The organism is Bacillus sp. ISL-7, from assembly GCF_018613065.1.
The window spans coordinates 1-25,026 of the sequence record NZ_JAGGQW010000046.1 but is presented as its reverse complement, the minus strand read 5'-3'; the positions used below and the strand labels follow the sequence as shown (position 1 = coordinate 25,026).

The window sequence follows — 25,026 nt, the reverse complement described above, 5'->3', positions numbered from 1 at the left end:
AAAAGAAGATATACGAGTAAGCCAATCCCATTACCAAATGATGAAAAGGCAGTGACTGAACTTATTCGAGGAGTTGTCAATAGTGACATTAAATGATCGTTTTACTATCAAAGTACCTGCAAGTACAGCAAATCTAGGACCAGGTTTTGATTCAATGGGACTAGCTGTTGATTTGTATTTGACGTTAGAGGTGGAGGAGAGCCAAAAGTGGGATATTCGGTCAGCTTGTGATGAATTGAAATCCCTCCCAACTGATGAGACCCATTTTATCTGTCAGATTGCTATTAAAACGGCATCTAACTATGGCATCGAATTACATCCTTGCAAAATAAAAGTCGACAGTGATATTCCACTAGCACGTGGGCTTGGTTCAAGTGCTGCAGCGATAGTTGCGGGGATTGAACTAGCCGATACGGTAGGAAAGCTAGGTCTAACACAGCAAGAAAAGCTGCTAATCGCAACAGAGATTGAGGGTCATCCAGATAATGTGGGTGCTTCTCTTTTCGGTGGACTGGTCATCGGCTCATATAAACAAAACGAAGTAGATATATTAAGCTTTTCTAATATTACTTTTGAGATGGTAGCAGTTATTCCAGATGAGATCCTCTTAACAAAGGACTCACGCGGGGTGCTTCCAGCAGCTTTTTCCCGTGAAGAGGCCATTCAAGCTTCTTCTACTGCTAATCTTTTGGTAGCGGCCCTATTAACACAAAACTGGGAGATGGCAGGGAAAATGATGGAGCAGGACCTTTTTCACCAACCCTACCGAAAACCATTGATTAACTTCTATCAAGAAATAGTAGATATCGCTAAATTCAATGGTGCATTCGGAGTGGCACTAAGCGGCGCTGGACCAACTGTTCTTTGTTTTACGGAGAAGGGAAAAGGAAACCAGCTCGCACTAGGAATCCAAAGTGCATTTTCAACTATGTCAGCGAAGATACTAAATATAGATTATAGAGGAAGCAGGGTTAATATGGTGGAGAGATTTATTAATTAATCTCTCCACTTTTATTTTGATCCGTTCGAAGGTATTGCTCAAATTCCTCTGTGTTTAACGGTTTGCTAAATAAATAGCCCTGCATTTGAATGCAATTTTTCGATAGTAAAAAATCTCTTTGATACTCTTTTTCGACGCCCTCTGCGATTACATTGAGATGGAGACTTCGAGCAAGGTTAATAATCGCCTCTGGGATCTCTGAATTTGCATAATCTTCATGGATATCTTGAATGAATGATTTATCAATTTTCAAGGTATCGATTGGTAAATTTCTCAAATAGCTTAAGGAAGAATATCCTGTTCCAAAATCATCAATCGAAATAGCAATGCCCATGCTTTTAAGCAATTTAAGTGATTGAATAATTTCCGTTGAATTATTCAAGAGAATGCTTTCGGTAATTTCTATTTCAAAATTATTAGAACCCAATTGACTTTCCTTCAGAATCTCTGTGACATGTTTTACCATGCTATAAGGTTCATGAAATTGATGGGCCGAGAAATTAACTGAAACTGATATCGGGTTGGGACGGTTACGATTCCACTTGCTCACCTGATAACAAGCTTCCTTCATAACAAATTCCCATAAAGGATGGATTAAGCCGATATCTTCAGCAATAGGAATAAACAGTTCGGGTGAGACAAATCCAAGTTCATCATCATTCCATCTTAATAGTGCCTCAGCTCCATAAATTTTACCGGAATCAACAGTAACCTTCGGTTGATAATAAACGTCTACCTTGCCTTTTTCAATGGCCTTCCGTAACCTAGCTTCAAGCTTTGGTCTTTCAATGTTCGACTCTATTAATTTCTCGGTATAAACAATGACTTTGTTACCACCTTGCTTTTTGGCAGAGTACATTGCAACGTCAGCATAAACAACGAGCGCTTCCATATTTTTTGTATGCTCTGGAAATAAGCTAATACCGCAGCTTGCACTGAGATAAATTTCGTTGCCATCTAATAGATAGGTTTTTTTAAGAGTATTGACAACTTTTTCTGCTGTAGCTTTTGTTGCTGAGAGATCAAGATTCATTAGCAAAATAATAAATTCATCACCGCCTTGTCTAGTAATGATACTATTGTCACTAGGCAAACACGCAGTAATCCGCTCGGCAACGATTTTCAATATTTCATCCCCTTTGTTATGTCCAAAGGAGTCATTCACCTGTTTAAAACGATCCATATCAATGAATAAAACCGAAACCGTTTCACCAGTTTCTTTTGCGTGTTCGATGGTAGGTTTTAATTTTTCTGAAAAATATCTTCTGTTTGACAAACCAGTTAATGGATCATGATATGCCTGGTATTCAATTAATTCTTTGCTCTTATTCAAATCATTCACATAGTTCTGCAAATCATTAGATAAGGCATTTACATTTTCCGTAAGCAGGCCTAATTCATCTTTTCGTTTTAAGTGTAATTTATTATTAAAGTTACCTTGTGCAATTTCATTCACTTGCTCAACGATATAACCGATTGGCTGTGTAATCGAACGGGAAAAAATCAAACTGATAATAAATACGATAATCATAATAAAGAAGGAAAATAAAATATGAACAAAAAGTTCATGTGTGAGTTCTTTCTCAATGAGCCCATAATTATAAACAAGGCCAATGACAAATGGTTCAGTGGGTGTGGAGAAAACTGGTACAAAGGTTTTCATTATATCTTTACCATTAAAATCATCTCTGTAGGATTGCACTTTTTTTGAATTTATCGCCTGTTTAATAAATTTTGCATCAACTTGATAGTTTTTATATCTATATGATCCGTACCATACTGGTTTAGCAGAAATACGAATATAACTATTACCGTTTAAAGTGACAACTTCTTTCTTTTTACCGAAGTTCTTTGGATTGAACACTGTCAGTTCTAAGATGCCTCGTTCTTTTGTAAAACCTTTAATTACTTCCCCAGGTCCAAATCGTCGTTCATACTCTAATACTTCATTGTCACGAAAATAAGGATTGATAATATAGTTGGTCGTGCCATCAAAATAATAGCCCCATTTATCCGTATGCTTGGGATTGGAAGAAGCAATCTCAATCGGCCCAGACCAAAAGTAAGGCAAGGTTAAACCTTTTCCAACAGAAACAGGCGTTAACGCAAACAATTGGTGAAATGCATCATACCAATATCCCCATCCCTTGGTAGACATATTAATTTCTTTAAGGTCTGATGACCGAACACCAATAATATCATCTGCAGTTTTCGCTAACAGGGTTATATGCGATACCCTTACTTCTTGGGCAAGTTTCTTTAGTTGCTCATTTGTAATATCTTGATAGTTACGTGGCAGTGCATGTTTTATCGCTAACGATGCTGTCCTTAATTCTCTGGCATGAATATCTTCAACATACAATGTGCCTTCTCTTATATTCTCAACTTGGAATGACACTTCTTGAGTGATCATTTCAATTTCTCTTTCATTAGTTTCGAGCAGCTGGTTTTTTGAACGAATGTAATGAAAGGCATTATTGGTTAATAAAATCAAAAAAACCAATAAGCAAAAAATCAATGGCATCTTTTTTTTGATGGACAATGACGCGACACTCCAATTAAACTGTGACCCATCCATTTTAATAGGGAGGAGTCACAGCTGTTTTGTTATAACTTCACTACCAAATAGGATTTTAACCTTTCAAACCTTCCAACCATTCTTTATAACATTCATCACAAAGTGATTCATTTCTTTCCTGGTTTGAGGATACAAATGAGACATAGTGCAACTGTCTTTCTTCAATCTCAGTGGTACAATAAAAACATTTTTCAAGCATAGAAACCCTCCTTAGTTCTTATTTCTATAGTTTTTTCCATTATTTATTTTTATTACATAGAAAAAATCCCCACTTATGTTTAAATTAACAATTGATTGTGTTTTCCTTCCTACTCGTACACTTATTACTCCCAATATGGTAAAATAGTGTAAATATTGCGAAAATGGAAAGGGGGCCGATCATTTGAATCTGCCGATCATTCAAACAAAGCTGCGTATTCCAGTTGTAAAAGATGACTTTATCAGAAGGGCTAAGCTCACTCAGAAAATGAAGAAGATCCCTGAATACCCTTTGACCCTTATTCATTCTGGGGCTGGTTTTGGGAAAAGTACGGCACTTGCTTTATTTATGAGGGATGAAAAAATTCCAGGCTGCTGGTACTCCATTTCATCGATCGATGATGATATCCTGCCTTTTCTCACCTATATCATCCATTCCATTCGCGGAATTACTCCTGACTTTGGAACCGAACTAGTTACATACATCGAATCAATGGATCGTTATATTCGCGATGAGGAATTAGGTGTTTTGTGTTCCCTATTTATTAATGAAATCTTATTGATAAATGAAGAGATTACTTTAATCCTCGATGACTTCCATCAAATTGAACATTCCTATGCCATCAATAGCTGGATTGAAAAATTACTTGAACACATCCCTGCCAATTTTCATTTAGTTATTTCAAGCCGGAGCTGTCCAGGATGGAAGCATCTGACGAAAATGAAGGTCTGTGGGCAATTATTAGAGATTACAAGAGATGACCTAGTCCTTACGATTGAAGAGATGGACCTGTTATTAACAGATCTTTACGGATTAGAAGTTGAATCCCAACACCTCCAAACCATCTACCAAATGACAGAAGGCTGGGTTATAGCTTTGTGCATGATTGCCACTCAGATTCCACTAAAGAATGATATATCTGAGCTTTTTGAACACTCTTCGCATTCCCTTCAAGACTTTTTTCAGTATTTAGTAATGGAAGTCTTTTCAAAGCAGCCCCTAATAATCCAGCAGTTTCTAGAACAAACTTCAATCTTTGAAGAGATGGAGGAAGAAATATGTGATGAGGTAATTGGGATTCATGGAGCCTCCAGTATGCTTGAACAGCTAAAAGACCGGAATTTATTTATCCAAAAGATTGGATTAACCCACTACCGTTATCATGCCTTATTTAAAGAGTTTCTCGAAAATGTTTTTCAAAAAAATAACCCGGGAAACTATGCTAGTCTCCACGAAAAATGTGCTCGTTTTTATGAGAAAAGGAAACTGTGGGAGGCAGCACTTCATCATTATAAAAAAATCAATCACTATCAAGCGATTGCCTCCATCTTACAATTGAATGGCTTAACGATGCTTGAAAGCGGAAAATTGGAAAGCTTATATGATCAGTTAACGATGATTCCTGATTCGGATATGGATGTTTATTACCATCTATGGTATTTAAAGGCAGAAATTCATCGCTATCGTTCCCACTATACAGAGGCAGAGGATTGTTATAATCGGACCTATTCTATAGCAGAAAAAAGGCAAGATTATCTTGGGATGAGTAAAGCATTAGAAGGGAAAGCCAAAATTTATCTAGATACAATTCAGCCGCAGCATGCTGAGAGGTATTTATATGAGGCAATAACCTATCGAGAAAAATCCAATGGTTCAGTTGAGGAAAAGGGTAAACTTTATCAATTGCTATCGGAGAATCTGCTAAACTCGGGTAAATCATCAGAGGCAGAAAAATGGATCAAAAAGACACAGGAATCGAAGTCTTCAAGTCCGAACGGAAATTTACAAGCAAGATTGTATTTAAGAACCGGGCGTTTTGATGATGCGAAGAAATTGCTTTATCTGTTTCAAGAGGAAAAGAACGGGACTAAGGTTGCGTCCCTGCCGCAAGCACACCGTGAAACCAATTTATTACTATCATTAATTGAAGCGTTTACGGGCGAGGGATTAAAGGCAAAAGAACTTGCACAAGCGGGAATTCAGCAAGGAATAAGCCTAAAGGCCCCATTTGTTGAGGCTTGTGGCTGGATTCGAATGGGTCATTCCGTACAGATTCTAAATAAATATGAATTAAACTTAGCTGAAAACTGCTACCAGACTGCTTTAGAAATTATGGATCAATTGAATGTCGACAGAGGGAAAGCGGAACCACTAATGGGTCTCTGTATTTTATATGGAACGAGTGGAGAACTCCAACGGGCCTTAGATGCAGGCGAAAAAGCTCTTCAAGAGACAGAGAAAGTCCATGATGTCTGGCTTTCTGCATTTATTACTCTTTGCATGGGGATCGCCTGTATTTATAATCAACGGCTGCCTAAGGCCCATCTGTTTTTAGAAAAAGCCAATTCTTTATTCGAACAATGTGAAGATTCATTTGGGCTAATGTTAAGCAATTTCTGGTTTTCCTATATTTTTTATTTACAGAAAGAAACAGATTTATTTATGAAAACGATGACTGAATTCTTACGTTCCGTCCAAGTTCACGATTTTGAATTCTTTTTTCAGAAGAGGTCTGTATTTAGTCCAAAGGATTTGCAAGTGTTTGTACCTTTGTTAATTGAATGCAGGAAATTGGAAATTCAAAAATCATATGTCGAGAAAATCCTTCGGGAAATGGGAGTGGCCACCTTTGATGCACATCCAGGTTACACAATTCGGGTTCAAACTCTTGGTCAGTTCAAACTATGGCTCGGTGAGAAGGAAGTTGGGGAGAAGGATTGGCAAAGAGAAAAAGCCAAGGAGTTGTTTCAGTTATTAATTACAGTAAGTGAATCGATTGCCAAGGATGAAATCATTCAGATCCTTTGGCCCTATCAAGATAAAAAGAGTGCGGACCGTGATTTTAAAGTGGCCTTAAATAGTCTGAAAAATGTGCTGGAACCATTACGGAAGGCGAGAGCTGCACCATTTTTTATAATAAGGGAAGGCTTGTTTTATGGGCTAAATCCGAATGCTGTGATTGAATTAGATACGACCCAATTTCAAACATGGATTCTAGAAGGATTACAAGAATCTGATCCTGATAAAGTCATTAACTTTTTAGAAAAGGGCTTGCAACTTTATCAAGGAGAATACTTACCTGACCGCCGTTATGATGATTGGTGTATTAACAAAAGAGAGAGCATGCTCGTTTATTTTTTACGAGGGGCCGAGAAAATGGCCCAGTTAATGGTCCGCAAGGAAAATTACGAGACGGCAATCTTCTGGTGTGAAAAAATCCTTGAACGTGACCGAACATGGGAAGAAGCGTATCGTTTGCTTATGTATTGTTATTACCGGAAAAATAACCGTCCTCAAGCGATGAAATGGTATAAAAAATGTACAGAAGTATTAGAGAAAGAACTAGGAGTAACTCCGTTAGAACCGACCAAGCAAATGTATCAGATGATCATTGAATCAGAAAAAGTCATCCATCCAATGAAGCAGCCTTAATAAGAGGCTGCTTCTATTTTGTAACTAGTTTGTAACTTCCATCTCCTATCATAAAATCAAAGCTATGCCATTTTGATATTAAACATTTTAAGGGGGAAAAAGAGTGAAGGGTAATAGAGGGAAATGGGCAATTTTAGGTTTACTTATTTTTGTGATGATGTTTGCCAGTGCATGCAGTTCAGATCAATCATCATCAGACTCAAAAGACAATGGTGGTTCGGAAAATAAAAATCCAATCAAAATTGGCGTGCTTGCCTCCAAAACTGGGGCTTTAGAAGCCTATGGAAAGCAAACCTTAAGAGGTTTTGAGCTAGGCCTTGATTATGCAACAGAAGGTAAATTGGAGGTTGCTGGAAGAAAAATCGAATTCATTGTGGAAGATACAGAAACGAAGCCGGAAGTAGCTGTGCAGAAAGCAACAAAGCTTTTAGAGGAAGATAAGGTAGATTTCCTTGTTGGATCCTCCAGTTCTGCGGATACCTTGGCCGTCTTACCGCTCGCTGAAGAATATCAAAAGATAATGGTAGTTGAACCTGCAGCAGCTGATAGCATTACAGGTTCAGAGTTTAATAAGTATATGTTCCGTTCAGCACGTAACTCTTCTCAAGATGCCGTAGCAGGTGCTGCAGCGATTGCAAAAAAAGGAGTGAAAATAGCGACACTTGCTCCGGATTATTCGTTTGGTCGTGATGGCGTTGCTGCCTTTAAAGAAGCCGCCCAAAAGCTGGGTGCTGAAATCGTAAAGGAAGAATATGCGGATCCAGCAGCGACAGATTTTACTTCTAATATTCAAAAAATTGTTGACTCAAAACCTGATTACTTATTTGTGGTATGGGCAGGAGCAAACTCCCCTTGGAAACAATTGTCCGATATGAAGGTTCAAGAAAAAGGAATCAAAATTTCGACTGGGGCCCCGGATATTGCTGCTTTATCAACAATGGAGCCGTTGATTGGGATGGAAGGTTTTACTGTTTATTATCATGACCTGCCGAAAAATAAAATTAACGACTGGCTTGTAGCGAAACATAAGAAGAGATTTAACAACGAAGTTCCTGATTTATTTACCCCAGGGGGGATGAGTGCTGCTATTTCGATTGTAGAGGCATTGAAGAAAACGGAAGGTTCTGCAGATGCTGATAAATTAATCGAAACCATGGAAGGTATGACCTTTGAAACACCGAAAGGAAAGATGACTTACCGACCAGAAGATCACCAGGCACTGCAAACCTTGTATGCAATTAAGCTAGAGAAAAAAGATGGTGTTCCATACCCGGTCCCAGTACTGATCAGGGAGCTATCTCCTGAAGAAACTGCACCGCCAATACGGAATAAATAAGTTAAAGTCATCTCAACTGATAAAAAATGACGAGGGTTTGACCGACATAAATTGCTGGTCACCCTCTTCCTTATTTTATGCTAAGAACTTAGGTGGTGAAACGAATGTCTACACTTATTGAAACCGATGATTTATCAATTACGTTTGGCGGTCATACTGCAGTGGATTCCGTCAGTATTTCCGTTCCTGAAAAACACTTCAAATCAATTATAGGACCAAATGGGGCCGGGAAAACAACCTTTTTCAACCTGTTAAGCGGACAATTAAACCCTACTAAAGGAAAAATATATTACCGCGGTAAAGATATTACGAAATTTTCATCTACGAATCGAACAAGGGTGGGAATCGGCCGTTCTTTTCAAATCACTAATGTCTTTCCAAATCTAACAGTCTTAGAAAATGTCAGGTTAGCCGTTCAATCGCAAGCAGGAATTCGTTACCAAATGTTTTTCCACTATAAAAAGTACCGGGTATTTGAAGAAAAGGCGCTTGAGTGGCTGAAATTGGTCCTATTAGATGAAAAAAAGAATTCACTAGCAAGTAACCTCGCACATGGGGAAAAGCGGAAGCTTGAAATTGCGATGCTGCTGGCTCTTGAAACTGAAGTACTTTTATTAGATGAGCCAACAGCGGGGATGTCGCTTGAAGAAGTTCCAGCGATATTAGAAGTTATTAAGAAAATAAAAGAACAAGCGAACCGGACGATTGTCCTGATTGAACACAAAATGGATATGATTTTGGATCTATCGGATTCAGTGATGGTGTTATTTAATGGAAAACTGCTAGCAGACGGAACTCCTGAAGAAATCATGAAAAATGAAACCGTTCAGTCTGCCTATTTAGGAGGTCATTTTGATGAACGACCTGTTGAAGCTTGATCAAGTAGAAACGCATATTGGTCAATACCATATTCTACAAGGTGTTTCCTTTGATGTGAAAAAAGGCGAAGTAACGGTACTGCTTGGAAGAAATGGAGCAGGAAAAACGACGACATTACGAACCATTATGGGACTAAATCCAGCTTCGAAGGGAAGTATTGCTTTTAAAGGAGAAACAATACAAACACTGCCCACCTATACCATTGCTAAAAAGGGTATCGGCTATGTCCCCGAAGATCAAGGGATTTTTGCAGGTTTAACCGTAGAGGAAAATATGCGCGTGGCGATTCAGAAAGAAAATGAAGAAACGGCTAAAAGGATGGATTCGATTTTAGAGTTGTTTCCAGACTTGAAAAAGTTTTGGAAAAAACCAGGCGGCCTTTTAAGCGGAGGGCAAAAACAAATGCTTTCGATTGCCAGAGCCTATGTAAATGAAAACGAGCTCTTGTTAATTGACGAGCCTAGTAAAGGCTTGGCCCCCATCGTGGTTGAGAAGGTGATGGAATCTATTTTACAAATGAAAGATCAAACCACCATTGTGTTAGTGGAACAAAATTTCATGATGGCAAGCACGATTGGTGATTGCTTTTATATTATCGATGATGGAAGAACTGTAAGTCAGGGAACAATGAAGCAATTAAAAGAAGATGAAGAAATGAAACGAAAATATTTAGGGATTGCGTAAGGAAGGGGGAACATCTTTGTGGAATTACTCATGAATTTAACCTTAAATGGCTTGGCAACAGGGATGCTGATTTTTTTATTAGCCGCCGGTTTAACCCTCATTTTTGGTTTGATGGACGTGCTGAATTTTGCTCATGGCGGGTTATTTGCCTGGGGAGCTTATAGTGGTCTTTGGATTTACTCGAAAACAGGCAGCTTTATGATTGGAATTATTGGCGCCATCCTAACAGGATTCCTGTTAGGGATTATTACCGAAAAGTGGATCATTAAACCGGTGTATGGAAATCATGTCCAGCAAATATTAATTACTCTTGGTTTAATGCTGGTTTTATCCGAAATGCTGAAAGTCATTTGGGGTCCTAATCAAATAACCGCATCTCCCCCCGATTATTTAAAAGGAAGCTGGGAGCTTGGCGGCGTCATTATTATTAAGTATCGAGTCTTTATCATTTTTGTGGGATTTCTCATTTTTACCGGCGTTCAATTTTTACTCAAAAAGACCAAAATTGGTCTAGTGGTCCGAGCTGGCGTCATGAATAAAGAAATGGTTCAGGCGCTTGGAATCAATATTCAAAGGGTATTTATGTTTGTGTTTATGATTGGTGCCGGAATGGCTGCTCTAGGTGGTGTCCTCCTTGGACCATATTCGGGAGTAATCCATGCGGGTATGGGAATGGAGTTTGCCATTTTAGCGTTCATTGTTGTCGTCATTGGGGGGATGGGCAATTTTAAGGGCTCCGTTTTAGCCGCCATCTTAGTAGGGCTTTCCGGTTCTTTTATGGCCTATTATGTCCCGGACCTCTCACTGGCAGTTAATATGCTCCTAATGGCAATTGTCCTTATTATTCGGCCGCAGGGTTTATTTGGAGCGAAGGGGTGAAAATACATTGAGATTTATTCAAGGGAATAGAATGACAGCGATATTTTTAGTCGTCGCCGCTTTTCTGCTGCTATTACCTTTTGTTTATGAATCTAGAAACCTATTGATTTTGTTAACACAAGTGTTTGTGTTTTCAATTTTTGCGATGAGCTATGACCTCTTATTGGGCTTTACGGGAATCGTTTCCTTTGGGCATGCCATGTTTTTTGGAATTGGGGCTTATTCTATGGGCATTTTTATGAAACGATTTGAACCAACGCTTATTTTCTTCTTACTGGCAGTCTTAACAACAATTGTGCTTACAGCTGTGGTCAGCTTCATTGTTGGGTTGCTTACACTACGTTTGAAAAGCCATTTTTACGCTATGCTAACCCTATCTTTATCTGGCCTTTTCCTCGTTCTAGCGGAAAAGTGGCGGACCTTGACCTATGGAAATGATGGGTTCACTTTTCGGGTCCCAGAATTGTTTATTGACCGAACTAATTTTTATCTCCTCAGTCTTATTGTTATGGTTGCCGTTTTTCTCATCCTGAAGCGATTTACCAATTCACCGTTGGGACGCGTGTTGCAGGCAATTAGGGAAAATGAGCAGAGAACGGAATCATTAGGGTATCATGTTCTTCATTATAAAATTGCCGCAAGTGTTGTATCTGGAGTACTGGCGGGTGTTGCAGGGATTTTATATGCGATTTCGCTCCGATTTGTGAATACGAGTGTGTTCTCAATGGATCTCACCTTAGACGCCTTATTAATGACGATCATTGGCGGGGTTGGAACATTAATTGGGGCAATTATCGGGGCAGGATTAATTGAATTTGCTCATGATTGGCTGACAGAATTAGCGAAAGAGCATTGGATTTTTGAGCGTTGGATAATCTTCTTCGGGATAATTTATATCTTGGTGGTTATGTTTTTCCCTCGTGGAATTGTTGGTACGTTGAGTACGCTTTCATGGAAAAGAAAAAAACAACCATCCGCAAAAAAAGAGGGGAAATTGGCGGGATAGAGGGAGGAAGGAATGGAGCTAAATCAAATTGCTTCTTTTGTTGTTCGGTTTCAGTTGGCCGCTTTTGAAAAGGAAACAGGCGAGAAACAATGGAGAATAAAAGTTACCCATGTTCAAGAAGACAAAGAAACATTATTTGAATCAATTGAAGAAGCGCTGATTTTTATGAAGGCTATGGCGGAAAAAGCATAGAGAGGTAGGTGATTAGCTTTGCAAATCGGGATCCTAAGCACGGGCATTTATTTGCCTGAACAATTTTTGACTGGAAAAGAGATTGCAGAAATGGCCGATATCCCTGTTTCAGTTGTTGAAGAAAAAATGGGCATAAAGAAAAAGTATATCCCTGGACCGGAAGACCATACGTGTGAAATGGGGATCGTCGCTGCAAAACAAGCTATTGCTAAAGCAGCAATCGATCCAATGGAGATTGACCTTGTCATTTATATTGGTGAGGAACATAAGGAGTACCCTCTGTGGACCGCTGGTATTAAACTTCAAGAAGCAGTTGGAGCTTTGAATGCATGGGCATTTGATGTTGCCTTAAGATGCGGGACAACTGTCATGGCATTAAAAGTAGCAAAATCTATGATGATTGCTGATCCAGGTATTCAAACGGTTCTTCTCGCAGGTGGGTATCGGAATGTGGATTTCATTGATTACGACAATCCAAGGACCCGTTTCATGTTTAATCTCGGTGCTGGTGGTGGAGCCATACTTTTAAAAAGTGGCCATAACGAAAACCTATTAATGGAAACGGATATAATTACTGATGGTTCTTTTTCAGATGACGTCGTCGTTGTTTCCGGAGGGACTAAGAACCCCATTACAAAAGAGGCTATAGCTCAGCGGCTTAATAAGCTCGATGTTCTCGATCCAGAAGGTATGAAGGAGCGCCTCGAACAGAAATCAATGAATAATTTTCTAAAGGTCATTCGTGAATCTTTAAGGAAAAGTGAGTTTAGCGAGAAGGATATTTCTTATCTTGGTATCCTTCACATGAAAAAGTCCGCACATGAATATGTTTTAAATGAACTGGGTTTGTCCGAGAAGCAGTCTATTTATCTAGAAGATTATGGTCATATCGGGCAAATTGATCAGATATTGTCCTTGGAGTTGGCCTTATCAGATGGAAAAGTTAAAGAAGGCGATGTTGTCGTTTTAGTTAGTGCTGGAATTGGCTATGCGTGGGGAGCTACTACTATTAAATGGGGGTAGGTTGATCAGGATGATTAATGTGACATTAAAGGAAGCTAAACTTACAAATGGCGAAACACTTACTTATCGGGAAAGGGCTGGAGGAGAAATAAAAGTTTTGTTAATCCACGGAAATATGACTTCATCGAAGCACTGGGATTTGGTGCTTGAGAATTTGGATGCCAAATATAAACTATATGCGGTTGACTTACGAGGATTTGGCGGTTCAACCTATACCAATCTAGTGATGTCTATAAAAGATTTTTCAGATGATGTAAAGCTGTTTGTTGATGAAATAGGCTTAAAGGATTTTGCGGTTGTTGGATGGTCAACCGGCGGTGCGGTTGCCATGCAGTTTGTCGCAGATTACCCTGGGTACGCAAACAAACTTATTTTGTTAGCATCTGAATCCACCCGTGGCTATCCATTTGACGGGAAATTAAATGAAAATGATGAGCCGAGGAGATTTGCGTTACATGAAGAGATTAAAAGGGATGTTACTAAAACTATTCCTGTCCAGACTGCCTATGACACGAATAACACTGAATTATTGAAGCTCATTTGGAACGCTGTTATCTATACTCACAATCAGCCTGCACCTGACCTTTATGATGAGTATGTTCAGGATATGAGAACCCAGCGGAACTTAGCTGAGGTGCATCATTCCAATAACACGTTTAATATTAGCCACCATCATAATGGACTTGTTGAAGGAAATGGGAAAGTAGATGATATTACGGTACCAGTACTGGTACTAAGCGGAGACCGTGATTTTGTGGTAACTGGAGACATGACGAAGGAATTACTTGAGGACCTAGGGGAAAAAGCTAGGTTTATTGAGTTAAAGAATTGTGGTCACTCCCCATTGGTGGATGATCTTCCACAGTTAGTAAACGCAATTACACAATTTATAGATAGTGATGTTTAAGAAAAATGTGTCGATAACCATTCATATCCGATATTAGAGTCTGATTATGTAACTCCCTTGTAACCGGAAATAAGTAAGATAGTTGCATCTAGTAGTGAAGGAGCGATTATTCGGTGAGGTGGGAACTGGATTGGCTTGATAGTAGAGCAAGATTATCTCCGGAAAAGGATGCAATTATAGATGAAAAAACAAACCAAGCTTGGACGTTTAAAGAAGTAAATACACGGGCAAAGTCTGTAGCAAGCTGGCTCCTGTCCCTAGGTGTTAGAAAAGGCGATCGGGTTGCCCTTTTATCACCTAATGATATTAGCTATTTTGATTTATTATTTGCCTGTGGAAAAATAGGAGCTATCTTGGTTCCTCTGAATTGGCGTTTATCGCAGCATGAGATCAGCGAAATATTGCAGGATTGTATACCCGTGTTAATTGGAATCCATCAGCAATTTGAGACGATCTACGAACAATTAACCAACGTTTACCCGAATTCCTTTTTAATTAGCGCGGAAAATTATCTTGAAATTTCTTCGTATCCAATTAGAGATAGTTTTACAGAAGAAATCATTGAAACCGACCCGTTGGCGATGATTTATACAGGGGGAACAACCGGTAAACCTAAGGGTGTAGTGTTAAGTCATCAGTCAATCTTATGGAATGCAATGAACACAATAATAAGTTGGAGCTTAACAGCTGAGGATGTTACGGTAAATTATTTACCGATGTTTCATACGGGTGGAATAAATGCGCTTAGTATCCCTGTCCTTATGATTGGTGGGACTGTCGTTATAGGCGATCAATTTACCGGGCAAAAGGCTGTGGAATCCATCAATCGTTATCGCTGTACAATTATTCTCTTGGTTCCTACCATGTATCATTTGCTCATTCAAACCGATGAATTTCAAGGCAGTGATTTTCCGACAATGAAAATCTTTTTATCAGGTGCCGCGCCCTGTCCTTTACAAATATATGATTCTTTTCAAAAAAAGGGGTTAGCCTTTAAAGAGGGTTATGGGTTAACGGAAGCAGGGCCGAATAATTTTTATATTAGCCCGGAAGATGCCCAAATAAAACGTGGGTCTGTCGGTAAACCGATGCTGTTTAATTCGATTAAATTAGTAAAACCAGATGGACGAGAAGCAGAAAACAATGAGGTTGGTGAGTTATTAATTAAAGGGAAGCATGCCTTTTCGTTTTATTGGAATAATGAACAAGCAACATCGGAAACGTTGATGGAGGGCTGGATTCATACAGGGGATTTAGCCAAAAGGGATGAAGAAGGCTTCTATTATATTGTCGGCCGAAAGAAAGATATGATTATCACCGGCGGGGAGAATGTATATCCGCTTGAAATAGAGCAATGGCTCGCGGAACACCCAGACATAGATGAGGTCGCAGTCCTCGGATTGCCGGATAAAAAATGGGGAGAAATTGTAGCTGCTTTTATTGTGTTAAAAGACTCCTCAACTGTAGGAGAGGAAGAATTGAGACCTTATTGCGCGGCTAAACTAGGCCGATACAAAATTCCAAAGCGATTCATTTTCTTAGAAGAACTGCCAAAAACCCATGTGGGAAAAATAGATAAAAAGAAATTAAAGGAAATGAGCACGGTCATTTAAAGGGAGAACAAACTGTTCTCCCTTTTTCTAATAATCTAATTCGAGGCATTTTCCTTCTTTTGTGCAAGATTTAATGCCGTATCTGACACCGTTAGGTCCACCTGCAGCTGCTCACTTAAATCATGTGGATGATAAAAACCCTTTGCTACCATAAAGTTGGTTATTTTTTCATGTGTAGCAATGGCGTCATTTAATTGTGCTCGTAAGGCTGCTTTCAATTCTGGTGTAGCGGTCTCCGTAATCGCAACAGCATAATTTCTCACACTGGCCTTTGCGGAAATGAGAAAGTCAGTTGCAATGACTTGGTCAGTCATTCCGCCCATTCCCATCATATTTTGAATGAAATGATTCACTGCTTTTCCCTCCGATCTGTCAAAAACTGCTGTAGCTGTTGTATATGCTGGGTTCCTGTAGTGACATCCCCTGAAAGTATTGCCTTCAGTTCTTCGTCTTGGACCAAAACACTCATCGTTGTCGCTTTAGTTAGGCAAAGATTTTTAAATGATAACAATTCATGAAGGTCTAATGTTTCATGAAGGCCTAAATACTTTGTCATTGTTGTTCCCTCCAACACGAACATACTTTATCCTCATTATATTTTCTTAGGTAATCCCAGTTTATTCACCTTATTATCTGCATAAAAGGAAACGGCATAAGGGGAAAATACATATGTTATAAACTGGAGGTGCTTATATGGAAGTAGGCAGCTTGGGCTTACATGAGACGATGGAAACCCATGAAATTCTAAACTTTAAAACGGTTTGCTTGCTTAAATCAAAATTAATGCAAGGAATCTGTTTCGATAATGAACTAAAAGCACTAATGGAAAAAGATGTGCAGCAAACGATTAAAGATATTAATGAACTTATCGGTTTCTATAAACAAAGCCAATTACTACAATAAGTGAGGTGGAAAAATTGGAGGACTATTTAGATCCAAGGAATGCAGAAGGAATGCCGAATTTGGCTGATTCAGCTTTTGCCATGGATTTTTTACTTGCGGTGAAAACAGGAATACGTAATTATGGTTTTGCGATAACCGAAACCGCCAATCCTGAACTTAGAAGGGCCTTACATAAACAAATGGAAGCAGCGATTGATTTGCACACGGAAATTTCTGACTTAATGGTTAAAAAGGGCTGGCTTCATCCTCATAATCTAAAGGAACAATTCCCTATTGATTTGAAGTCTGCTGAAACAGCCGTGCAAATTGCCCAATTAAACCTTTTCCCTAACGATACGGATCGCCTTGGCATGTTCGCGACACCAAACAAATAATAGGAGGGAGAAAACTGAATGAAGGCAGTTACATACCAAGGCATAAAAAATGTTCAAGTAAAAGAGGTCAAAGATCCAGAAATAAAAAATGCTGATGATATCATTGTGAAAATTACCTCTTCAGCGATATGCGGTTCCGATTTACATTTAATTCATGCGATGATTCCAAGCTTGCCAACAGACTATGTTATTGGTCACGAGCCGATGGGAGTAGTCGAAGAGGTTGGCCCAGAAATTACTAAACTTAAAAAAGGTGACCGAGTGATAATTCCATTCAATGTTAGTTGCGGTCATTGTTGGTATTGTACTAATGACCTAACAAGTCAATGTGATAATTCCAATCCTCATGGAGAAATTGGAGGTTTCTTCGGTTATTCTGAATTAACCGGTGGTTATGCAGGGGGACAGGCTGAATACATGCGCGTCCCATATGGGAATTTCACCCCATTTAAGATTCCAGAAAATTGTGAGGTGGAAGATGAAAAACTAGTGTTACTTGCTGATGCAGCTCCAACTGCATACTGGAGTGTTGATCATGCTGGTGTAAAAGATGGTGATACGGTTATTATTCTTGGCTGCGGTCCGGTGGGATTGTTAGCCCAAAAATTTGCATGGTTAAATGGTGCAAAACGAGTGATTGCAGTTGATTATATTGATTACCGTTTGCAGCATGCCAAACGAACAAATAAGGTGGAAATTGTTAATTTTGAACAACATGCTAACACTGGAGAATACTTAAAGGAGATTACCCAAGGCGGGGCCGACATCGTGATTGATGCAGTCGGAATGGATGGAAAATGGACACCGCTTGAATTTCTTGCTTCGGGCATGAAACTTCATGGTGGGGCGATGGGAGCGATTGTCATTGCTAGTCAAGCAGTCCGAAAATGCGGAACCATTCAAATAACAGGTGTATATGGGGGTCGATATAATGCTTTTCCTCTAGGAGATATTTTCCAACGAAATGTGAATATTAAGACTGGACAGGCCCCAGTTATTCCTTATATGCCGTTCCTATACGATATGATAAATAGAGGAAAGCTTGACCCTGGGGACATTATTACCCATGTACTGCCCTTGGACCAAGCAAAACATGGGTATGAAGTATTTGATACAAAAATGGAAGATTGTATTAAAGTTATCCTGAAACCGTAATACCCTGTTCCTTGAAAAAATAAAGTAGGCTGAGTATTTACTCAGCCCCCTTTGTGTGGTTACCGCCAACCAAATCCAAGGCACCTTCAATAAATAATTTTGATAGGAGTGATTGCGTTTTATTAATGTTGTAAACAAGATAAAAATATCTTTCGTCATCAAAGCCATTTATATCATGCATCTTAAGCATATTTTTAGAGGAATATTCGCTTGCAGCAATTTCAGATATAATCGAAATGCCAATATCCTGTAGGACAAATTGCATTAAACTCTGGCCGCTTTCTATATAAGCAATGATATTTAATTTGTCCTTATGAATCTTACTTTTCTTAAGGAAACGTTCCAAAAGAGCATTCGTTCCTGAGCTAGAATTACGCATCACAAATGGATAATCTAAAACCTCCTCGATATTGACAGGTCCCACAATCTCGTTTTGGTTCGATGTAATTAAGACTAGCTTTTCTTTTAATAAAGGAATATAGTGAAGTTTGTCGTTTTCGTATTTATCACCCAGTATTCCAACATCAACAGATCCATTTAAAACCTTTTCGGCCACAATTTTTGAGGAAGATTGATTGATATGAAACGTCGCTTCAGGATACTGTACTCTAAATTGCTTGACCATTCGCGGAACCATAAATTGCCCAGGAACAGAGCTCGCTGCGATCCTTATCATTCCACGGAGGTCTGTCATCCCCTCTTTTAGGTCAAGCAATGCTTGGTCCTTAATAAGCAAAAGCTTGAGTGCCCACTGATATAAGCGTTCCCCTTGAGGAGTAAGAATGCTTTCTCTTCCGACACGATCAAAAAGATTCATATTTAACATCTTTTCTAATGCTTGGATATGAGAGCTAACGGTTGATTGACTTAAAAAAATATCATCTGCTGCTTTTGAAAAGCTTTTGTGTTCAACCACTTTTGTAAAAACATACAACTGATGCAAATCCAAATGTATTTCCTCCTTGAAATATTTATATAATCGATTAATTGTGATTGATAAAACAGATAAAATTAATTTATATAATGGCTTAGAATGGAAGAAACGTCAATAAAAAGAAGGAGTGATGTCTCACTCCTTCTTTTTATCAATATTGAACAATTTCTTTACGAGAAAGACATAAATCTAAGATCCATGGCCATTCCCCGTGTCCGGACTGCGTATTAATATGACCAGCATTTGGTATGGTAACGGAAGGCAGCCCGAGATTTAAATAGTTTTTTGAATCGTCCAAACTGCAATAGGGATCATTAGAAGAATGGACAAATAAGGTTTCCGCAGATGTTCGCATTAAATGGTTTCCATCCAGCGGTACCGGAAAGAAGGATTTCGCTTCAGTGAGAATATGTGATGGAGATGGCGGTGCAACGAGTATAACTTGTTTGGCAATTTGTTTGTTTAGAGTAGAGGCATAATGAAGCCATAGCAAGCATCCTAGACTGTGTGTGATAATCGTTAAGTTATTTTCCTCAGGAATCGTCTTCATCGTAGCGGACAGTTCCTCCAACCAGACATTCTTATTAGGTGAATCAAAGTTAGAGAAAGTTGGGTAACAAACATGATGATTCCTTTGTGTTAATTCTTGAGCCAGCCATGTTTGCCAATGATCAGGTCCGCTCCCTCCTAGGCCATGCATGATGAGAAAACTGTTTTGGTTCATATTTTTATTCTCCACCTCCAAAGTTTACTATTCCGATGGAATAAGTTGGTATTATATTGTGATACAAAAATTATAGTTGTTTTAAAAGAAAAAGGCAACTAATGTCTGAACATTTATATATTTTTTTGAATATCGACAGGAAAAGTATATTTGCAATAGGAATGATAAACAATCAAAATAAATGGATAGGTTAAAAATGAAAGTAGGGGTTTTTTTGTCAGATTTTTTAAAATTGGGTATTTCAGAAACATTAGTGAATAAATTACGCGGCCACGGTATAGCAAAACCGACACCGATTCAAGAACAAGCGATTCCATTTGTGATAAATGGTAACGATATAATTGCACAGGCGCAAACGGGAACAGGGAAGACGTTTGCATTTATTCTACCGATACTTGAAAAAATTAATCATGATGCAGAACAGGTTCAAGCGCTTATCGTGACTCCAACCAGAGAATTAGCACTGCAAATTACAGATGAATTTGAAAAATTGATGGCAGACATTAACGGTGTAGATGTCCTGGCTGTCTATGGCGGGCAGGATGTCGATAAACAGTTAAAAAAATTAAAGAGGGAAATGCAAATTGTTGTTGGGACTCCTGGCCGACTTTTAGATCATATTAGAAGAGAAACCATCCGTTTATCGGAAATATCCTTCCTTGTTTTAGACGAAGCAGACCAAATGCTCCATATAGGCTTTCTTAATGAAGTGGAGGATATTATTAGAGAAACTCCAGCAAGCAGGCAAACGATGCTGTTTTCAGCAACGATGCCTCCTGAAATTCGCAAACTAGCAAAAAAGCATATGCGTGATCCTGAATATATTCAAGTAGAAAAAACACAAGGTCCGGCTGAAAATGTTAAGCAGATTGCGATTCATACAACGGATCGTGCTAAACAAGCCACGCTTATTCAATTAGTGGAAACGTATCGTCCCTATTTAGCGGTAGTTTTTTGTCGGACGAAACGAAGAGTAAGTAAACTTTTTGATGTCTTGAAAGCAAACGGCTTTTCTTGCGATGAATTGCATGGTGATTTGTCTCAAGCGAAGAGAGAACGAGTTATGAAGCGTTTTAGGGATGCCGAAGTGCAATTGTTAATTGCTACAGATGTGGCGGCGAGAGGACTTGATGTTGAAGGCGTCACGCATGTGTTTAATTATGATATCCCAGAAGATGCTGACAGTTATGTTCATCGAATTGGCCGAACAGGCAGAGCTGGAATGACAGGTCTTGCAATTACCTTTTATTCTTCGGCGGACAAGCCTATGCTCGAAACGATTGAACAAGAGTTAAACATCATCATACCAAAACAAAATATGGGAAATAGCAAAGAGAAATCAGAAACAGAAGACGTTAAAAAAGAACGTAATACAGTTCATAAAGATAAACGTGGAATGAGTAAAGCAAGAACAAGCACATCACGAAATCGAAACGATACAGGTAGAAGGGAAAATAGGTCTGGAGGAAGAGGCAGCTCTGAAAGAAGGTCCCAAACAGTTACGTCAGGAAGAAACAGTACGAAAACAGGTTCAGGTAGAAAAGGACCAAGATAATATACATTTTTAAAACAAATGGGACTGAAAATGATTCAGTCCCATTCGCTTATTTAACTACCAATTCTAATACCAGTATTTGATTTAACCAGTACTTCCTCATATCTTTTTACATCGGCTTTTTGGCTTGAGAAAATAGTTCCAAGATAGCCCGCAATAAATCCGAGTGGAATAGAAACAATTCCTGGAGTTGTATACGGGAACCAAGGCTCGCCTACAAAAATAGCTTTTCCAACTTCAGGGCTGAATACATTCGGGCTGACTAGCACCAAGCCGATTGCTGAAATAAGCCCAACCACCATAGCCCAAACGGCACCGGTTGTATTAAAGCGTTTCCAGTAAATTGTATACAGAATAACAGGTAAATTTGCACTGGCTGCGACGGCAAAGGCAAGTGAAACTAGGAAGGCAACATTAAGAGTTTGTGCACCTAACGCAAGTATAATAGATATGACAGAAACTCCAACTGCTGCCCAGCGTGCCATACCCACTTGCTGCTTTTCTGTTGCTTTTCCCTTTTTAAGGATAACGTTATAGAAATCATGGGCAAATGCTGAGGCAGCTGTTAGAACTAGGCCAGCAACAACAGCTAGAATAGTTGCAAAAGCGACTGCTGAAATAAAAGCAAATAACATATTTCCACCAAGAGCTTGGGCTAAAAGCGGAGCAGCCATATTTCCTGCCGGATTAGCTGCAACAATTGTACTGTTACCTACAAAAGCTGCCGCACCGAAGCCAAGAAAAATGGTCATAACGTAAAAAATCCCAATGATCCATGTGGCATATACAACTGAGGAACGAGCTGTTTTTGCATCCTTTACCGTAAAGAACCGAACAAGAATATGGGGCAGACCTGCTGTTCCTAGTACTAATCCCATGTTTAAGGAAATGGTATCAAGACCAATTTTGTATTTTACGCCAGGATTTAGGAAAGTTTCCTTTAATGGTGTTGCAGTTTTCATTTGCGCAAACATATCGGTAATACTCCAGTTAAATTTGGCAAAGACAATAATAGAAATGACTAAGGTACCACCCATTAATAGAACGGCTTTAATGATTTGGACCCAGCTTGTTGCATGCATTCCTCCAAAAATAACATATACAGTCATTAGTACGCCAACAATTAAAACGGATGTGGTATATTCTAAGCCTAATAATAATTTGATAAGTGCACCTGCACCAACTAGCTGAGCAATCATGTAAAAAATCGAAATGGTTACCGTGTTCATGGCGGCAAAACCACGCACTTTTTTTGCATCAAATCTTGCAGCAATCATATCTGCAAAGGTATATTTTCCGAGGTTTCTTAGAGGTTCAGCTACCAAATAAAGTACAACAAGATAGGCAACTAGGAAACCAATGCTATAAAAGAAGCCATCAAATCCCGTTAAGGCGACTGCCCCTGCAATTCCAAGGAAGGATGCAGCGGACATATAATCCCCAGCGATGGCAAGTCCATTTTGCCAGCCAGTAAGACCTCCGCCAGCCGTGTAGAACTCACTTGCATTTTTCGTCCGTTTTGAAGCGTAGTATGTAATCACTAACGTAACAAAAACGATACATAGAAACATAGTAAATGCAGCTGTATTCATTAGTTAGTCCCCCCTTCTTGGATGACTTTATTAGCTAATTCATCAAATCTTGCTGCTTTTTTCGAGTAAAGCATACATAAAACCCATGTCATGACGAATTGTAAGAAAGCAAAGACCCATGCCCATGTTATACTTCCGATAAACTTATCATTTAACACTGTCGAATAGGAAGTTAATACAGGCAATGCAAAATAAAAACAAAAAAAGAATATGGTGATTGGCACGATGAATTTTTTCTTTTCGGAGAGTAATTTTTGAAATGATGATGATTGAACAATTGCGGTGTAATCGCTTTCAGAATTAACCTTTGTTTTTTTTGCCTCCAATGTTAGTTCCCCCTCTCATTTAAAAGCCCTTTGTTCAAATCTGAGGTCAAATAAAAGACAATGCTGATTGGTCATTTTTTGAGGAAAAATAGATCGTGGCGGTAATTATACTGGAAGAAATTAATTTTTTTAAAATTCGCTCCTTTAAATACAGATTTTTCTAAATTTTTAAATTACATTTTCGATTTTATTATATTGAGAAGGGAATTTGCAATAGGAAATTTTAAAAAAGGTAAAAATACCCATTAAAAATTTTAGGAGAAATAATTGCGAGGGTTGGATGTTATTTTGTAAATCAGAGAAATAAAAAAAAACCTTGCAGCGCAAAGGTTTTCGAATATATGGAGAATAGGGGGCTCGAACCCCTGACCTCTTGCATGCCATGCAAGCGCTCTCCCAGCTGAGCTAATCCCCCAGTTTATTGGTACAAGAAAAATTATATCTGTATTGCTATTATCTTGCAAGAGAAAATTTTGATTTAACATAAAATTTTTTTCTAGCCAATACTTTCGATTTCAACTTTCTGAACACCTTCTAAATTCGATACAGAAGAATACACATCGGTTGTCTTTTCACGGTAATCCACTGCAACTAAGATTTGAACAAGATGGTCCCCGTTGTCTAAATCTTTAATCTTAAGTCTACGAACAATATAATTTTTTTCTAATAAGAAAGAAATCGCTTTATCAATTTGATTTTGATCTCTAATAAACAAGTGCAACATGACTTCTTTTTCCCGTAATTGTTTAGGACCAATGATCTTCATTAAAAATGGAACAAATTCCACACTAATCATAAGTAGTGCAACACCAACAAATGCCTCTATGAAAAAACCAGCTCCGACAGCTATGCCAATTCCTGCGGCTCCCCATATCATCGCAGCAGTTGTTAATCCTGAAATACTATCATTGCCCCGTCTTAGGATAACACCCGCACCTAAGAAACCAATTCCTGAAACAATCTGTGCTGCTAAGCGAAGAGGGTCCATTGTAATTTTAACATTATCCGAATTGGGAAACATATACGCCGATTCAATCGATACAATTGTCAGCAAACAACTCACAACCGAGATAACCAGACTTGTCTTAAGTCCAACTGGTTTCCTTTTTAATTCTCGTTCTAGGCCGATAATAAGGCCAAAAACAGCAGAAACACCTAACTTAATTAATATATGGATATCGATACTACTCATCTCAGGTTCACGTCCAATTACACAGTCTGTTGACTGAAGTTTTGTTTGTTGTGGTAGAAAATATAGAGCATTGGAAAAAATTATAGGTTTTCCTATGTTGATTCTACACATAAACGAGTATCTAATGGAAGTACAAGTGGGAACTTATATTTTTATGAACTATGGAAATTACTTACTATTAATCAATAACCGTCTATTTATTATATGATAAGAAGGATCAAAAAAGGCTATATCAATTAGGTTTACATTTCCCTGTTTTTTATATGGTCCTTACTTTAGTAATAAGAATGAGCTTTTTAAAAAAACTTTTAAAATTATATTGCAAACATTAATTTATCATGTTATATTAAATCTCGTCCTCATCGAGAGAGTCAACTAACGAAAAAAAGATTTTAAAAAAGTTGTTGACATTAAGATGTTGGATGTGATAAATTAATAAAGTCGCTTATGAGCGAATGAGAAATTGATCTTTGAAAACTAAACAAACAAAATCGTGCAAACAAACAAAAATATTAGTTTCTATTAAGAAACTAAGCCAACGTA

At 38.5% G+C, this 25,026-nt stretch carries 23 protein-coding genes and 1 tRNA gene; 15 read left to right on the top strand and 9 right to left on the bottom strand.

The window, feature by feature from the left end:
- Positions 1 to 82: 82 nt before the first annotated feature.
- Positions 83 to 1,000 (top strand): homoserine kinase, encoded by a 918-nt coding sequence (thrB, locus tag J7E66_RS18170; protein ID WP_215002404.1) that lies wholly within the window; start codon positions 83 to 85, stop codon positions 998 to 1,000.
- On the opposite strand, the gene J7E66_RS18165 is transcribed toward thrB, so the two are convergent.
- Positions 993 to 3,542 carry a bifunctional diguanylate cyclase/phosphodiesterase gene (locus J7E66_RS18165; protein WP_215002402.1) on the bottom strand — a complete coding sequence of 850 codons (2,550 nt, stop codon included), beginning with the start codon at positions 3,540 to 3,542 and terminating at the stop codon, positions 993 to 995. The two genes, thrB and J7E66_RS18165, sit on opposite strands and share 8 nt — an antisense overlap.
- Positions 3,543 to 3,960: 418 nt before the next feature.
- On the opposite strand from J7E66_RS18165, the gene J7E66_RS18160 reads away from it, so the two are divergent.
- The 10 genes from J7E66_RS18160 (at position 3,961) to J7E66_RS18115 (ending at position 15,728) form a co-directional block, all read left to right on the top strand.
- The gene (locus tag J7E66_RS18160; RefSeq protein WP_215002400.1) at positions 3,961 to 7,209 is read left to right on the top strand and encodes a winged helix-turn-helix domain-containing protein; all 3,249 of its coding nucleotides are present in this window, start codon (positions 3,961 to 3,963) and stop codon (positions 7,207 to 7,209) included.
- 154 nt (positions 7,210 to 7,363) lie between these two features.
- Positions 7,364 to 8,545, top strand: a complete 1,182-nt coding sequence (locus tag J7E66_RS18155) for a substrate-binding domain-containing protein (protein WP_215002700.1) — start codon at positions 7,364 to 7,366, stop codon at positions 8,543 to 8,545.
- A gap of 104 nt (positions 8,546 to 8,649) precedes the next feature.
- Positions 8,650 to 9,423 carry an ABC transporter ATP-binding protein gene (locus J7E66_RS18150; RefSeq protein ID WP_215002398.1) on the top strand — a complete coding sequence of 258 codons (774 nt, stop codon included), beginning with the start codon at positions 8,650 to 8,652 and terminating at the stop codon, positions 9,421 to 9,423.
- Entirely contained in the window at positions 9,401 to 10,108 is a 708-nt protein-coding gene (locus J7E66_RS18145) for an ABC transporter ATP-binding protein (RefSeq protein ID WP_215002396.1), read from the top strand. The genes J7E66_RS18150 and J7E66_RS18145 overlap by 23 nt, the downstream gene beginning before the upstream one ends.
- 18 nt (positions 10,109 to 10,126) lie before the next feature.
- Complete coding sequence (locus J7E66_RS18140; RefSeq protein WP_168245429.1) at positions 10,127 to 10,987, top strand: branched-chain amino acid ABC transporter permease; 861 nt, start codon at positions 10,127 to 10,129, stop codon at positions 10,985 to 10,987.
- A gap of 31 nt (positions 10,988 to 11,018) precedes the next feature.
- Positions 11,019 to 11,993, top strand: coding sequence for a branched-chain amino acid ABC transporter permease (locus J7E66_RS18135; protein ID WP_215002697.1), 975 nt, complete (start codon positions 11,019 to 11,021; stop codon positions 11,991 to 11,993).
- A gap of 12 nt (positions 11,994 to 12,005) precedes the next feature.
- Positions 12,006 to 12,185, top strand: a complete 180-nt coding sequence (locus J7E66_RS18130; RefSeq protein ID WP_215002393.1) for a hypothetical protein — start codon at positions 12,006 to 12,008, stop codon at positions 12,183 to 12,185.
- An 18-nt stretch (positions 12,186 to 12,203) separates the two neighbouring features.
- The gene (locus J7E66_RS18125) at positions 12,204 to 13,208 is read left to right on the top strand and encodes a 3-oxoacyl-ACP synthase (RefSeq protein ID WP_215002391.1); all 1,005 of its coding nucleotides are present in this window, start codon (positions 12,204 to 12,206) and stop codon (positions 13,206 to 13,208) included.
- 10 nt (positions 13,209 to 13,218) lie between these two features.
- Complete coding sequence (phaZ, locus tag J7E66_RS18120) at positions 13,219 to 14,115, top strand: intracellular short-chain-length polyhydroxyalkanoate depolymerase (protein ID WP_215002389.1); 897 nt, start codon at positions 13,219 to 13,221, stop codon at positions 14,113 to 14,115.
- A 113-nt stretch (positions 14,116 to 14,228) separates the two neighbouring features.
- Positions 14,229 to 15,728 (top strand): acyl-CoA synthetase, encoded by a 1,500-nt coding sequence (locus tag J7E66_RS18115; RefSeq protein ID WP_215002388.1) that lies wholly within the window; start codon positions 14,229 to 14,231, stop codon positions 15,726 to 15,728.
- Between the two features lie 35 nt (positions 15,729 to 15,763).
- Here the strand turns inward: J7E66_RS18115 and J7E66_RS18110 are convergent, their stop codons facing one another.
- Positions 15,764 to 16,081 (bottom strand): spore coat protein, encoded by a 318-nt coding sequence (locus tag J7E66_RS18110; protein WP_215002386.1) that lies wholly within the window; start codon positions 16,079 to 16,081, stop codon positions 15,764 to 15,766.
- Complete coding sequence (locus J7E66_RS18105) at positions 16,078 to 16,284, bottom strand: hypothetical protein (protein ID WP_215002384.1); 207 nt, start codon at positions 16,282 to 16,284, stop codon at positions 16,078 to 16,080. The genes J7E66_RS18110 and J7E66_RS18105 overlap by 4 nt, the downstream gene beginning before the upstream one ends.
- A 137-nt stretch (positions 16,285 to 16,421) precedes the next feature.
- Here J7E66_RS18105 and J7E66_RS18100 point away from each other — a divergent pair, with 137 nt between their 5' ends.
- The 3 genes from J7E66_RS18100 to J7E66_RS18090 are packed head-to-tail and all read left to right on the top strand — an operon-like array spanning position 16,422 to position 18,160.
- Entirely contained in the window at positions 16,422 to 16,631 is a 210-nt protein-coding gene (locus J7E66_RS18100; protein ID WP_215002382.1) for a spore coat protein, read from the top strand.
- 14 nt (positions 16,632 to 16,645) lie between these two features.
- Positions 16,646 to 17,005 carry a spore coat protein gene (locus tag J7E66_RS18095; RefSeq protein WP_215002380.1) on the top strand — a complete coding sequence of 120 codons (360 nt, stop codon included), beginning with the start codon at positions 16,646 to 16,648 and terminating at the stop codon, positions 17,003 to 17,005.
- Positions 17,006 to 17,023: 18 nt separating this feature from the next.
- Complete coding sequence (locus J7E66_RS18090; protein WP_215002378.1) at positions 17,024 to 18,160, top strand: zinc-dependent alcohol dehydrogenase; 1,137 nt, start codon at positions 17,024 to 17,026, stop codon at positions 18,158 to 18,160.
- Positions 18,161 to 18,197: 37 nt separating this feature from the next.
- Here the strand turns inward: J7E66_RS18090 and J7E66_RS18085 are convergent, their stop codons facing one another.
- On the bottom strand, positions 18,198 to 19,109 hold the full coding sequence (locus tag J7E66_RS18085; RefSeq protein ID WP_215002376.1) for a selenium metabolism-associated LysR family transcriptional regulator: 912 nt from the start codon (positions 19,107 to 19,109) through the stop codon (positions 18,198 to 18,200).
- A 136-nt stretch (positions 19,110 to 19,245) separates the two neighbouring features.
- A complete protein-coding gene (locus J7E66_RS18080; protein ID WP_215002374.1) occupies positions 19,246 to 19,818 on the bottom strand; it encodes an RBBP9/YdeN family alpha/beta hydrolase in 573 nt (190 codons plus the stop codon).
- Positions 19,819 to 20,032: 214 nt separating this feature from the next.
- On the opposite strand from J7E66_RS18080, the gene J7E66_RS18075 reads away from it, so the two are divergent.
- Positions 20,033 to 21,373 (top strand): DEAD/DEAH box helicase, encoded by a 1,341-nt coding sequence (locus J7E66_RS18075; RefSeq protein ID WP_215002373.1) that lies wholly within the window; start codon positions 20,033 to 20,035, stop codon positions 21,371 to 21,373.
- 53 nt (positions 21,374 to 21,426) lie between these two features.
- On the opposite strand, the gene J7E66_RS18070 is transcribed toward J7E66_RS18075, so the two are convergent.
- The 4 genes from J7E66_RS18070 to J7E66_RS18055 all read right to left on the bottom strand — a co-directional run bounded on the left by J7E66_RS18070 (position 21,427) and on the right by J7E66_RS18055 (position 24,483).
- Entirely contained in the window at positions 21,427 to 22,965 is a 1,539-nt protein-coding gene (locus J7E66_RS18070; protein ID WP_215002372.1) for a solute symporter family protein, read from the bottom strand.
- Positions 22,965 to 23,291, bottom strand: a complete 327-nt coding sequence (locus tag J7E66_RS18065) for a DUF485 domain-containing protein (RefSeq protein WP_215002371.1) — start codon at positions 23,289 to 23,291, stop codon at positions 22,965 to 22,967. Before J7E66_RS18065 ends, J7E66_RS18070 begins: the two co-directional genes overlap by 1 nt.
- A gap of 342 nt (positions 23,292 to 23,633) precedes the next feature.
- Positions 23,634 to 23,706: transfer RNA gene (locus J7E66_RS18060), tRNA-Ala, on the bottom strand.
- An 81-nt stretch (positions 23,707 to 23,787) separates the two neighbouring features.
- Positions 23,788 to 24,483, bottom strand: a complete 696-nt coding sequence (locus tag J7E66_RS18055; RefSeq protein ID WP_215002370.1) for an MgtC/SapB family protein — start codon at positions 24,481 to 24,483, stop codon at positions 23,788 to 23,790.
- Positions 24,484 to 25,026 lie beyond the last annotated feature (543 nt).

What these genes read in the sequence shown, in the direction of transcription:
- J7E66_RS18090 (WP_215002378.1), top strand. Translation starts at nt 17,024, where the DNA reads ATGAAGGCAGTTACATACCAAGGCATAAAAAATGTTCAAGTAAAAGAG.
- J7E66_RS18150 (WP_215002398.1), top strand. Translation starts at nt 8,650, where the DNA reads ATGTCTACACTTATTGAAACCGATGATTTATCAATTACGTTTGGCGGT.
- J7E66_RS18105 (WP_215002384.1), bottom strand. Translation starts at nt 16,284, where the DNA reads ATGACAAAGTATTTAGGCCTTCATGAAACATTAGACCTTCATGAATTG.
- J7E66_RS18070 (WP_215002372.1), bottom strand. Translation starts at nt 22,965, where the DNA reads ATGAATACAGCTGCATTTACTATGTTTCTATGTATCGTTTTTGTTACG.
- J7E66_RS18130 (WP_215002393.1), top strand. Translation starts at nt 12,006, where the DNA reads ATGGAGCTAAATCAAATTGCTTCTTTTGTTGTTCGGTTTCAGTTGGCC.
- phaZ (WP_215002389.1), top strand. Translation starts at nt 13,219, where the DNA reads ATGATTAATGTGACATTAAAGGAAGCTAAACTTACAAATGGCGAAACA.
- J7E66_RS18135 (WP_215002697.1), top strand. Translation starts at nt 11,019, where the DNA reads ATGACAGCGATATTTTTAGTCGTCGCCGCTTTTCTGCTGCTATTACCT.
- J7E66_RS18055 (WP_215002370.1), bottom strand. Translation starts at nt 24,483, where the DNA reads ATGAGTAGTATCGATATCCATATATTAATTAAGTTAGGTGTTTCTGCT.
- J7E66_RS18145 (WP_215002396.1), top strand. Translation starts at nt 9,401, where the DNA reads ATGAACGACCTGTTGAAGCTTGATCAAGTAGAAACGCATATTGGTCAA.
- J7E66_RS18080 (WP_215002374.1), bottom strand. Translation starts at nt 19,818, where the DNA reads ATGAACCAAAACAGTTTTCTCATCATGCATGGCCTAGGAGGGAGCGGA.
- J7E66_RS18100 (WP_215002382.1), top strand. Translation starts at nt 16,422, where the DNA reads ATGGAAGTAGGCAGCTTGGGCTTACATGAGACGATGGAAACCCATGAA.
- J7E66_RS18155 (WP_215002700.1), top strand. Translation starts at nt 7,364, where the DNA reads ATGATGTTTGCCAGTGCATGCAGTTCAGATCAATCATCATCAGACTCA.